This is a genomic window from Pseudaminobacter soli (ex Li et al. 2025) (assembly GCF_029892515.1).
GTDB classification, from domain to species: domain Bacteria; phylum Pseudomonadota; class Alphaproteobacteria; order Rhizobiales; family Rhizobiaceae; genus Pseudaminobacter; species Pseudaminobacter soli_A.
In genome coordinates, this window is record NZ_JARXVF010000008.1 from 162121 (window position 1) to 173009 (window position 10889).

General features: G+C 64.0%; 7 protein-coding genes. 2 read left to right on the plus strand and 5 right to left on the minus strand.

What is annotated here, in order from left to right:
• Positions 1-2070 carry a hypothetical protein gene (locus M2281_RS25285; RefSeq protein WP_280823963.1) on the plus strand — a complete coding sequence of 690 codons (2070 nt, stop codon included), beginning with the start codon at positions 1-3 and terminating at the stop codon, positions 2068-2070.
• A gap of 537 nt (positions 2071-2607) precedes the next feature.
• Here M2281_RS25285 and M2281_RS25290 read toward each other — a convergent pair.
• The 5 genes from M2281_RS25290 to M2281_RS25310 all read right to left on the minus strand — a co-directional run bounded on the left by M2281_RS25290 (position 2608) and on the right by M2281_RS25310 (position 9112).
• Complete coding sequence (locus tag M2281_RS25290; protein WP_280823964.1) at positions 2608-5142, minus strand: autotransporter outer membrane beta-barrel domain-containing protein; 2535 nt, start codon at positions 5140-5142, stop codon at positions 2608-2610.
• A 157-nt stretch (positions 5143-5299) separates the two neighbouring features.
• Entirely contained in the window at positions 5300-5929 is a 630-nt protein-coding gene (locus tag M2281_RS25295; RefSeq protein WP_280823965.1) for an alpha/beta family hydrolase, read from the minus strand.
• 61 nt (positions 5930-5990) lie between these two features.
• Entirely contained in the window at positions 5991-7175 is a 1185-nt protein-coding gene (choV, locus tag M2281_RS25300) for a choline ABC transporter ATP-binding protein (RefSeq protein WP_280823966.1), read from the minus strand.
• Positions 7172-8026 (minus strand): choline ABC transporter permease subunit, encoded by an 855-nt coding sequence (gene choW, locus M2281_RS25305; protein WP_280823967.1) that lies wholly within the window; start codon positions 8024-8026, stop codon positions 7172-7174. Before choW ends, choV begins: the two co-directional genes overlap by 4 nt.
• A 150-nt stretch (positions 8027-8176) precedes the next feature.
• The gene (locus tag M2281_RS25310; RefSeq protein WP_280823968.1) at positions 8177-9112 is read right to left on the minus strand and encodes a choline ABC transporter substrate-binding protein; all 936 of its coding nucleotides are present in this window, start codon (positions 9110-9112) and stop codon (positions 8177-8179) included.
• 342 nt (positions 9113-9454) lie between these two features.
• Between M2281_RS25310 and M2281_RS25315 the strand changes: the two genes are divergently transcribed.
• Positions 9455-10567 (plus strand): DUF2333 family protein, encoded by a 1113-nt coding sequence (locus M2281_RS25315; RefSeq protein ID WP_280823969.1) that lies wholly within the window; start codon positions 9455-9457, stop codon positions 10565-10567.
• Positions 10568-10889: the final 322 nt, after the last annotated feature.

Below are 10889 nucleotides of genomic sequence, written 5' to 3' on the forward strand. Positions count from 1 at the left end.
ATGAACAGCTGGTCGCTCTCCTTCGAACCGCTGCTCGGCCTGTCGCTGCTGGGCCTCATCCTCGTGCCGCTGGCCCTGCTTGCGCTGGCCGGTCTGCTTTTCCGCCGGCGCGGCGCCCTGCTCAGGCTGGTCGCGCTGGCTGCCCTGGCAGTTGCGCTGTTCAACCCGGTTCTGCTCGACGAGATCCGCGAGCCGCTGCAAAGCGTCGTGGCGTTGATCGTCGACCGCAGCCCCAGCCAGGACATCGGCAACCGCACCGGCCAGACCAACGAGGCGCTAGCCTCGCTGCAGGAAAAGCTGTCGCATCTCAAGCAGTTCGAGGTCCGCGTGGTGGAGGCCGGCAAGGCCGACGCTGCCGACGAACGCACCGAAACGCGCCTGTTCTCGGCGCTAGACGGCGCTTTCCGCGACGTGCCGCCCTCGCGCATCGGCGGCGCCGTGATGATCACCGACGGGCAGGTGCATGACGTGCCGAACGGCACGCAGAGTTTCCACGCACCGCTGCATGCGCTGATCACCGGCGAGGAAGGCGAGAAGGACCGCCGCATCCGCTTCGAAAAGGCGCCGCGCTTCGGCATCGTCGGCAAGCCGCTTGAGATGAGCTACCGCGTCATCACCTCGGGCGGCGAGACCGGCTCGGTCGACGTGCGCGTCTCGATCAACGGCCATCAGGTATCGGTGGAGCGCGCCATCATCGGCCAGGAGATGCCGCTGCGCATCACCGTTCCCAATGCCGGCCGCAACATCATCGAGGTCGCCGTCGACCACGAGGACGGCGAGATCACCGACATCAACAACCGCTCGGTCGCGCTGGTCGATGGCATCCGCGAAAACCTGCGCGTGCTGCTGGTATCGGGCGAGCCGCATGCCGGCGAGCGCACCTGGCGCAACCTGCTTAAATCCGACGCGTCGGTCGATCTGGTGCATTTCACCATTCTGCGCCCGCCCGAAAAGCAGGACGGCACGCCGATCAACGAACTCTCGCTCATCGCCTTCCCGACGCGCGAGCTGTTCGTCGACAAGATCAACGAGTTCGACCTCATCATCTTCGACCGTTACCAGCACCGCGACGTGCTGCCGATCCTCTATTACGACTACATCACCGAGTATGTCGAAAAGGGCGGCGCGCTGCTCGTCGCCGCCGGTCCCGAGTATGCCGGCCAGCAGTCCATCGCGCGCACGCCGCTTCTGCCGGCGCTGCCCGCCATGCCCACCGGCGAAGTGGTGGAAAGGGCCTTTTATCCACGTCTCACCGACCTCGGCAAACGTCACCCGGTCACGCGCGGTCTCGAAGGCTCGACCAGCGAGCCGCCGAACTGGAGCCGCTGGTTCCGCATCATCGGCGTCGATCACCCCGAGGGCGAGGTCGTCATGAAGGGCCCCGATGACCGGCCGCTTCTGGTGCTCGACCGCAAGGGCCAAGGCCGTGTCGGCATGTTCCTGTCCGACCAGGGCTGGCTCTGGGCGCGCGGTTTCGAGGGCGGCGGCCCGCATGTTTCGCTTTACCGCCGCATCGCCCACTGGCTGATGAAGGAACCCGAGCTCGAGGAAGAACGCCTCACCGCAAACGGCCGCGGCATGACGCTGGAGATCCGCCGCCAGACGATGAGCGACAACCCCGGCAATGCCCAGGTCATCACCCCGTCCGGCAAACCCATGACCGTGCCGCTCACGCAGACCGAGCCCGGCATCTTCTCCGGCAGCGCGGTCACCAAGGAGATCGGCCTCTATCAGGTTGCCAACGGCAATCTGACCACGCTTGCCCATATCGGCCCCATCAACGCGCCCGAATTCGGCGACATGGTTTCGACCGAGGCGATCCTGAAGCCCTATGCCGAAAAGACCGGCGGCAGCGTGCGCCGCCTTGCCGCCTCTTCTGGCGTCAACGTGCCGAGCATCGTGCCGGTGCGCGGCAATTCCGATGCGGCAGGCCGCGACTGGATCGGGCTCAGGACCACCAATGACAGCGTGCTGAAGTCGGTCAGCCGCGTGCCGCTGTTCGGCGGCTTCTTCGGCCTCGGCCTGCTTCTGATGGCGCTGGGCGCCATGTGGTATCGCGAGGGGCGGTAGAGACTACTGCGGTGCGTCCTTCGGGGCTCGCCCTTCGGCAAGCTCAGGGTCGCACCTCAGGATCAGGACCGTCGGCGCAAACCTCCCTCATCCTGAGGTGAGAGCCCGAAGGGCGAGCCTCGAAGGACGTCCCCACCTCTGTCTCGGACCACGCCCTCGACATACCCCCACCCCTACCCCCTCCCCACAAGGGGGAGGGAGACGATTTCGTCGCCATAGCGACTAGGGACGGTCAAGGTTCGCGGTGGACGACCGTGCCACAGAATTTCCCTCCCCCTTGTGGGGAGGGGTTAAGGGTGGGGGTGCAACGGGCTCTGGTCGTAGAGGGGCGATCCTGCCGAACGCATATTCCCCCTCACCGCCCGCTTCGCAGCCCCCCTCTGGGAGAGGAGACGCCTCACCTCGGACGAGATCGCGAGTAGCTGCACGCCAGCGAACGGCCGCTCCCTCTTCCCCTCTGCGGGGGAGAAGACAGCCCGAAGGGCTGGATGATGGGGCATGTCACAGCGGGTCCCGCAGATACCTAAAAGTTCTCGCTCAGAACGGAATGCTCAGTCCCGCGCGCGCGGTCGCAATGAAAGCACTGTCGCTGCCGTATCCGGCCTCGACGCTGGCCTGCAATTGCATCCGGCTGTCGGTGATAAAATTGAAGTCGGCGCCGGCAAAACCGCGCACAGCACTTCTGCGGCCCGCCGGCGTGAAGTCGATGTCCTGCCCCAGAAGCGTCGCCGAAACGTTGCCGCGGCTTTGCGCGATGCCGTCGATGCCTGCGCGCAGCGTGGTTTCCCAGATGCCGTTCGGGGTCACATACGGCGCAAGCGGCAGCGCGATCTGGCCGCGCGCCTCGAACACATGCACGTCCCGCGAGTCCACCCTCAGCGCATCCGCCCCGCCCGTCTCCGAATAGCCGTCGAGGAACAGGCCCGCATAGCGCAGCCTGAGGCTTGGAACGAACATCGTGTCGTTCCAGATAACATGCGTGCCCACGGTCAGCGCCGGGCTGACATAGGTGCCGTTCGACCTCGCATGCGCCGTCTCGAGCCCGCCATCGACCATGTTGTTGGCAATGCGGCGGTCGCCGTCCTGCCGCAGTGAACCGATCGAAAGCGACAGGTCGGCGAAATTCAGCCCGGCCGCGTAGCCCAGATAGCCGCCGCCGAAGAAGCTGCTGTTGTCGAAGTCCTGGTCGGAACCGTCGACATGGGACGAACCGCCAGCACCGCCGAGAAAGACGCCGCCGCGCCAGAATTCGTTGATATCGGTGTCCACGCCCACCACCACGCCGCCAAGCGAGGTGTGGAAGTCGAGATCGCCGCCCGAGCCATTCTGCTTACGATAGCCGCCGATTCCGGTCACCCAGAACGCCGGCCCGATGCCGGTCGCAACCGCCCCCTCCTCGCCAGCGCCCATCCCATGGCTGCCGCGCAGGCCGAGTGCGGCGCCAACGATCCGCTCGCGGCGCACCAGGGCCAGGCGATCCTCGATGGCGCCCGCGATATTGCCGGTCAGGTCGGCAACCACGCTGCCAGCCGTGCCGAAGCCCGAGGTGTCGAGCACCGCCACTGTATTGCCACTGACGACGAACGGCAGCCCGTCGGTGCGGATGATCGTCGGGACGCCAGTTCCCGAGAAGGTCATCATCGCATTGAGGCCCGAGCCGAAGGTGGCGGTGTTGCCCGTGCCGTTGAAACGGATTTCGCCCTGGATGCGCGTGCCTGCAAGCAGGTTCAGCGTAGCGTTATTACCTCCGAACCGGATCGCCGCGTCGCCGCTGCTTTTGATCGTTCCGGAATTGGTGACTGTCGCATGATCACCAACAGAAAGGACGCCGGTGGCCCCCATCCCGTCAACCACTATCGCCCCCCGGTTGGAAAGCGCCACGCCTCCCAGGGCTCCCATGTCGACACCCCTCGCGACGTCTCCAGAAACGTGGATGCTACCGCCGTTGACAACAGTCGCGTCGGTGCTCTGGACAAAAATCCCCGCCGCCCCCGGACCGGTGACGTCGATCGAGCCGCTGTTGCCGATCTTGCCCCGGTCCCCAAATAGGAGGATGCCGAAGGAGCTGTCGCCGGTAGTGCGGATCGATCCGCTGTTCGAGACCGACACGTCGACTGCGCCGGTCGAGCCGTTCATCGGGTTCTTGGGATCCGCGCTGCCGACCAACATGCCGAATGAAGCCGGGCCGGTGGTTTCAATCGTGCCGGCATTCTTGCCGACCGACCCGGCACCTTGCAGGTACATGCCGGCAGATGCACCACCGCTGGTCTCAATCGTACCGCTGTTGACAACGGTTGCGTTTGCCCCGGTGGAAGTAAGTGCAACGCTTGCATCTCCAAACGTTTCGATCGATCCGTTGTTGGCAAGCTCGGCGTCGGCCCCGCGAATGACCGCGCCCAGCGAGTAGCTTCCATCCGTCACGATCTTTCCGCCATTCGTGACGACTGTACGGTCGCCAGTCGTCAGAATGCCGGCGGCTCGATGATCGTCATCACCACCCGTGCCGTCGCGCGTGACCTTGATCGTCCCGTTGTTTGCGATGCGGGAATTATTCCCTTTTGATCCAATACCGCCGATCGCGTCATTGGTCGCGGAGACGGAGCCATTGTTGACGATGACCGAATTGTCGCCTTCACTGAAAACAACTGTCGATCTGGCACCCGTCGCCAGCATGGAGGCGTTGTTGGTGATCGTTGCGTGGTCACCTTCGCTATAGACTGTCGTGCCTTTAAGGCCGGTCGTCTGCATCGAGCCACTGTTGGTGATCGTCGCCCGATCGCCGTAGCTGGCGACGGCAGAGCCTTCATCGCCCGTTGCCTCTACGGTGCCGTCATTGGTCAGTTTCTGCTCGGCATTGTTCATTTCGACGGCACTGTCGCCGGGATCCGAAGTCGTGATGGCGCCACCGGACTTGACCACGCCGGTGTCGCCGTCACCATTCATCACCTTCGGCCCGGTCGTAGGTCCCGAAATGACAAAACTCTGGGAGAATGCAGGGCCGGACGCCAATGCGGTCGCAGCCAGTAGCGAAAGCGCTATCGACCGTGTCCCCTCACGCAGTGCAAATGCCATGTCGCCCCTCGTGTACGCGCGCCGCATTGCAGTCAGAGGTTGATTCTGCCTTCACACGGGCGTTCTGGCAAGCGTCTGCTGTGCGTGCGCCCGTAGGGGCAGTGGCCCGCGCAACCGATTTCAGCAAGCGCGTTCCATTTCGGCAACGGTTTGCGGCCTAGTCGACCCCGATCTTTTGCATCCAGCTGGCGACTGCGGCTGCCGCCGTGTCGAGATTACCATCCAGCGTCAGGGGCTTGCGCGGCTTGAATTCGTGGTCGCCGTCTTCCAGCCAGTCGATGCCGATCCGCGGCGAAAGCTCGTAGGCAGACACCTCCTCGCGCGTGCCAAACGGGTCGCGCGTGCCCTGGCAGATCAGCGTCGGTGCGGAGAGATGTTTCAGATGCGCAGCGCGCAACTGCTCCGGCTTGGCCGGCGGGTGGAACGGATAGCCGAGGCAGACGAGGCCCGCGATCTTGCCTTCGGCGAAGAGCCCGTCGGCCACCATGCTGGCCACGCGACCGCCCAGCGACTTGCCGCCGATGAACAGGTTTTTGGTTGGCCCCAGCGTCTCGACGGCACCACGATATTCGCCAAGCAAGGTTTCGGCCCTGGGCGGCGGCTTGCGCTGGCCCGAGCGCCGAGCGGCCATGTAGCCGAACTCGAAGCGGGCCACGCGGATGCCATGGCCCGCCAGCCTTTCGGCCATCGCATTCATCCAGCCAGAATCCATCGGCGCGCCCGCGCCGTGGGCGAGCATCAAGGTCAGCCGGGCTTCTTCGGGTCCCGTGAAAAGCAGATCAGGCATCGGTTGCGTCCTGCATGACGGGCCAAGTTTCAGCGCTGCATCGGCTGGCTAGCTGCCGGCGCTACTTCCGCAGCACCGCCGACAGCACGTCCCGGATGCCAATGGCACCGACGAAGCGCGACTGCTCGTCGAACAGCGCCACCGGCGCGGTCTGCGAGCGGTGCATGGCCAGCATCACCGTCTTCAGAGACGTGCCCGGGCGCGCCCAGAACACATGCGAGCCGTCCGTCGAAAGCCCCTCCACCTCGTCGCACGAAGCCCAGATCGCCGGCTGGCCGTTGCGCTCGGCCGCAGCCACCAGGCCGTCGCTGTCGATCTTGAAGCGCGTGGTCTGGCGGCGATCCAGCCACAGCCAGCCATCCTCGCCAGCCTTTTCCAGGTCGCGCCGGTCGCGCATCACGTTCCAGGCCGTCAGCACCGACAGCGGGTTAACATTGGCGATGAAGTCGCGGACATAGTCGTTGGCGGGGCGCAGCACGATGTCCTCGGGCGCTCCGCTCTGCACGATGCGCCCACCCTCCATGATGGTGATCGTGTTGCCGATCTTCAGCGCCTCCTCCAGATCGTGGCTGACGAAGATGATGGTCTTCTTCAGCGTCTTCTGGAGCTGCAGAAGCTCGTCCTGCAGCTTGGTGCGGATCAGCGGATCGAGCGCGGAGAACGGCTCGTCCATCAGCAGGATCGGCGCCTCGGTGGCAAAGGCGCGCGCAAGACCGACGCGCTGCTGCATGCCGCCCGAAAGCTCATGCGCATATTTCTTGGCCCATTGTTCGAGGCCCACCAGCGCAAGCTGCCGCTTCACCCGCTCCTTGCGCTCAGCCTCGGGAACGCCGGCAAGCTCCAGCCCCAGCCCGACATTCTCCTCCACCGTACGCCACGGCAGGAGGCCGAACTGCTGGAACACCATGGCGACGTTCTTCTGGCGCAGGCGGCGCAGCGTTGCGTCGTCGCAGGTCACCACGTCGACCGTGCGGTCGCCGTCCTTGACCAGAACCTGGCCGCGCGACACCACGTTGAGCCGGTTGACGGCGCGCAGCAGCGTCGACTTGCCGGAACCCGAAAGGCCCATGAGGACGGAAATCTCGCCCTCTTTGACGGTGAGGTTGGCCCCGGCGCAGCCCAGCACATTGCCGGTCTTTTCCAATATCTCGGCGCGGGTCGCGCCCTTGTCGACCATAGTCAGCGCATCGGCCGTATCCGGGCCGAAGATGATGTCGACATCCTTGAAATCTACGGCGACGTTCATTTCTTGCCTCCGACGCCGATGCGGGTCATGCGGTCGAGCACGATGGCGAGCACGACGATCGCCAGGCCGGCCTCAAGCCCAAGGTCGATCTTGCGCGAGCCGAGCGCGCGGTTGATTTCGGTTCCGAGCCCGCCAGCGCCGATGAGGGCTGCGAACACCACCATCGACAGCGAAAGCATGATGCACTGGGTGAGCCCCGCCATGATGGTGGGCAGCGCCGCCGGCAGTTCCACTTTCCACAGCAGCTGCCGCTTGGTGGCGCCGAAGGCCTCGCCCGCCTCGATGATCGCCTTTGGCACCGAAACGATGCCGAGATGGGTCAGTCGCACCGCCGTCGGGATGACGAAGATGATGGTGACGATCAGGCCCGGCGCATTGCCGAGGCCAAACAGCGTCAGCACAGGAATGAGATAGACGAAGGTCGGCAGCGTCTGCATCAGGTCGAGCACGGGCAGCATCACCCGGTAGACCTTGGGCTTGTGCGCGGCCCAGATGCCAAGCGGCACGCCGATCAGCATCGAGGCGGCGGAAGCGGCCACCACTAGCACCAGCGTCTGGACGGTCTGCTTCCACAACCCCTGATTGATAATGAACAGCAGGCCGATGGCCACGCCCACCGCCAGCGTCTTCGAACGCTGCAGGTACCAGGCGAGCAGCGCGATCAGCGCCACCAGCGCAACCGGCGGCATCAGCAGGAACGCGTCGACAAGCCCGTTGAGAAGGAAGTTGAGACCATTCGAGAGACCGCGGAAGAAGGCATCGAAATTGTCGGTCAGGAACATGAAGAACGCCTTGCCCCAGGCGCCGATCGGTATTTTGTAACTGGCCAGAAATTGCGAAACCGGATCCATCTTGTCCCTTCTGCCGCCAGAAAACAGCGGCTGCCCCTCTCCCGGCCCGTCAGGGCCATCCCCCCAAGGCAACGCCGACGCGAGGCTGCGTCGGCGTCACCGCAGTACTTTCCCCCCGCCGGAGCGAGGGGAAAGTGAGTTCATATTTGATCAGCCGCCGATCGCGGTCTTGACCGCAGCGGCCGCGTCGCCGCCGTCGAAGGTGGTCACGCCTTCGAGCCACGGCTTCACCACGTCCGGATTGGCCTTCAGCCACTCGGTGGCGGCCGCGTTGGCGTCAGTGCCCTTCAGGATCTTGTCCATGATCGCGCCTTCCATATCGAGATTGAACTTCAGGTTCGCGATGAATTTGCCGACATTGGGGCACTCGGTGGTGTAGCCCTTGCGCACATTGGTGTGCACCGTGGCCGCGCCGAAGCCGGAATCGCCCATGCCGTCGAGATAGGTGATCTTCATGGCACCCATCACCGGATGCGGGGTCCAGCCGAGGAACACGATCCACTCGTTGTTCTTCATCGACTGCTCGGCCTGGGTCAGCATGCCGGCCTCGGAGGATTCGACCAGCTCGAAGCCGTCGAGGTTGTCAGCCGGGTTCTTGATCATGTCGAGGATGATGCGGTTGCCGTCATTGCCGGCCTCGATGCCGTAGATCTTGCCGGCGAACTTGTCCTTGAACTTGCCGAGGTCGGTCAGCGACTTGACGCCGGCGTCCGCGACATAGTTCGGCACGACGAGGCCATAGCCGGCGCCCGACAGGTTCTCGCTGATGGTCTCGACCGAGCCTTCGGCGGCATAGTCCTTGATGTCGTTGGTCATCGACGGCATCCAGTTGCCGAGGAAGACGTCGAGGTCCTTGTTCTTGAGCGAGGCGTAGGTCACCGGCACGGAGAGCTGGATCACCTGCGGCTCGTAGCCCATCGAGGTCAGCAGAACCGAGGCGATACCGGTGGTTGCCTGGATATCGGTCCAGCCGACGTCAGACAGGCGAACGGTCTTGCAGCTAGCTGGGTCGCCGGCAAGCGCGGTGCCCGAATAGAGGATTGCCGCCATACCAAGCGATATGGCGAATGTTTTCATACGCGACATGCGTCTCTCCCATTGTGAATTTGCTGCGACTGGCGTGAGGCTTAGGCCATTCATGTTTTAGCCAAACACCATTTTGGAATGATTTCAAGCTTCTACAGTGGGCAAGGCGCGTCGCCGAGTTTTCTGAGCGCGACAATTTTGCCGCTCCGGCGCTACATTGCCCGCCCTTCCCTCGGCTGCATCCAATCTTGCGGCGCATGTTGTAGAGCATGCCAAAACCACATATCTGGGAGGGGCGCATCCGGCACCGGGAGGCACCCCGCGCCGCCAGGCGCCAGCAATTCGCGATGCGGCTCCTGCCCGACGGACGGCGGGATCGCGCCAGAGAGGGAAGCGGACCACATGCTCGAGTTCTTGCTCCGGATTTTCCGTGCGATCGGGCGGGCGATCGCCTGGCCTATCGTGTGGCTCTGGCATCGGTATTTGCGCGCCAGCTGGATCGTTCAGGCGGTGGTCGGCGTCTGCGTCATCGGCTTCGTCGCGCTCTACGGCTATTTCGTCTGGACCACGCAGGTCTGGACGAACTTCAATCCCGACTATGCCGACGCCTACGCCTTCGAGAAGCGCAATGTCACCGCCGGCGAACAGGTCGGCGATCCCGCAAGCGCTAGCACGACGACCGGCAGCGCCGCCGCTGCCAAGACCTGCGGCCGGTCGGCCATAGCCGACGTCTCCGCCGATCTCACCGATTTCAACGTCAACCAGAACGCCTGGATCTCGTCGATGCTTCTCTTCAAGCTCGGCTTCTTCGGCATGTCCTGGGACGACACGCCTTTCCTCGACAACAAGGCCTCGTTCCAGCGCGGCATCAACCAGGCGGTGCGCCGCACCACCACCGAGCTCGCCGACAATCTCGGCCGCCTGCGCGGCACCTCGCAGGTCGACTCGGATCTGCAGTCGGCGCGCGGCAACATGCAGTTCGACGAATACACCTGGTATTTCGGCCTCAGGCCCTTCGGCCCCAAGACCCCGACGCCCAGCTACTATCGCGACGCCATCAAGAGCCTGCGCGCTTTCAACACGCGGCTTGAGAAATGCGGCGCCGTTTTCGACGCGCGCGCCGACAACCTGATCCAGTTCATCGACCGCATCGCCAACGACATCGGCGGCACCTCGGCCATTCTGAAGGACCGCGCCGAGAACCACGCCAATGGCTGGCTCGACCCGCGCGCCGACGACCGTTTCTGGTTCGCCTACGGCCAGCTCTACGGTTACTACGGCCTGCTCAAGGCCACGCATGCCGATTTCGAGGAGGTGCTGCGCACGCGCAATCTCGACAATCTGTGGAAGCAGATGGAAGAGCAGACGCGCTCGGCACTCAACATCCAGCCCTTCATCGTCTCCAACGGCGCGGAAGCAGGCTGGCTCATGCCCTCGCATCTCATCACCATGGGCTTCTATATCCTTCGCGTGCGCTCGAACCTGGTCGAGATCAGCAACGCGCTGTCGAGATAAGGCAGTAGGGGAATAGGGCAGTAAGGCAGTAAAGTAACCACCCTACTGCCCCATTGCCTTACTCACTTATTGCCCCACCCCGTCTCCTTCCATCCCTGTCGCAATCCGTGTATTGCGCGGCTGTTTTGAGACGGCGAAGATGAGCCCTCTCGGGCTTCTATGCCGACGGAACGCGTTGTGCAGAACGACGCCAAAGAAGCATTGTCAAACGAACCGAGGAACATTCGACCAATGCCCGAATTCAAGACTGACATCGAGATCGCGCGCGGCGCGAAGAAGCAGCCGATCCAGGCGATCGGGGCGAAGATCGGCATTGCCTCGG

Excerpts from the sequence above, each read along its gene's own strand:
- choW (WP_280823967.1), bottom strand. The coding sequence starts at position 8,026 with ATGGATCCGGTTTCGCAATTTCTGGCCAGTTACAAAATACCGATCGGC.
- M2281_RS25315 (WP_280823969.1), top strand. The coding sequence starts at position 9,455 with ATGCTCGAGTTCTTGCTCCGGATTTTCCGTGCGATCGGGCGGGCGATC.
- M2281_RS25310 (WP_280823968.1), bottom strand. The coding sequence starts at position 9,112 with ATGTCGCGTATGAAAACATTCGCCATATCGCTTGGTATGGCGGCAATC.
- choV (WP_280823966.1), bottom strand. The coding sequence starts at position 7,175 with ATGAACGTCGCCGTAGATTTCAAGGATGTCGACATCATCTTCGGCCCG.
- M2281_RS25295 (WP_280823965.1), bottom strand. The coding sequence starts at position 5,929 with ATGCCTGATCTGCTTTTCACGGGACCCGAAGAAGCCCGGCTGACCTTG.
- M2281_RS25290 (WP_280823964.1), bottom strand. The coding sequence starts at position 5,142 with ATGGCATTTGCACTGCGTGAGGGGACACGGTCGATAGCGCTTTCGCTA.
- M2281_RS25285 (WP_280823963.1), top strand. The coding sequence starts at position 1 with ATGAACAGCTGGTCGCTCTCCTTCGAACCGCTGCTCGGCCTGTCGCTG.